This is a genomic window from Paenibacillus periandrae (assembly GCF_022458865.1).
Lineage (GTDB): Bacteria > Bacillota > Bacilli > Paenibacillales > NBRC-103111 > Paenibacillus_S > Paenibacillus_S periandrae.
Genome location: NZ_JAJNMU010000123.1, coordinates 1 through 498, shown reverse-complemented (window position 1 = coordinate 498; position 498 = coordinate 1). Strand labels below are relative to the sequence as shown.

General features: G+C 46.6%; 1 pseudogene. It reads left to right on the top strand.

Features of this window, described 5'->3' with window-relative positions:
* Window positions 1–95 precede the first annotated feature (95 nt).
* Window positions 96–498: pseudogene (locus LRL21_RS44855) on the top strand (IS4 family transposase); the annotation flags it as partial.

The following is a 498-nucleotide window of genomic DNA, read 5'->3' as shown; positions in this document are numbered from 1 at the left end:
CACGCCTGTTGATTAACCAAAATATGTAACAAAAAAGACCGCCGATTCGGGTAAATGGTAAGTACCACCAAACCATTCCGAAAAGAGGCGACCTCATGAATAAGTCTACCTTATTCCGAACGTTGGTTCAAACCCTGCTAAGCGAAGAAGAAATAAAACCGATCATCGAAATCATAGGTTATCACGATAGAGCCCGCACTTTTACGGTATATACGCTTTTACAGTACTGGACCCAAGCCGCTTTTGAGCAATGGGACGGTTATCGCGATGGTGCGGATCGTGCAGCCCATTGCGGACTACCAGCCGGCGATTATTCGACCTTTTCCAAAAAAGCCAAGGATGTTCCTTATGACCTGTTTAAGCAGACTTTGCAGCTACTTTTGAAAAAATGCAACCGACCCTTGCGCCGCGAATTACGTTTGCCTAAGGACCTTCTTCTTATCGACTCGACCACGATCACAGTCGGCAAAACCCGTTTGCCTTGGGCACCCTATCATG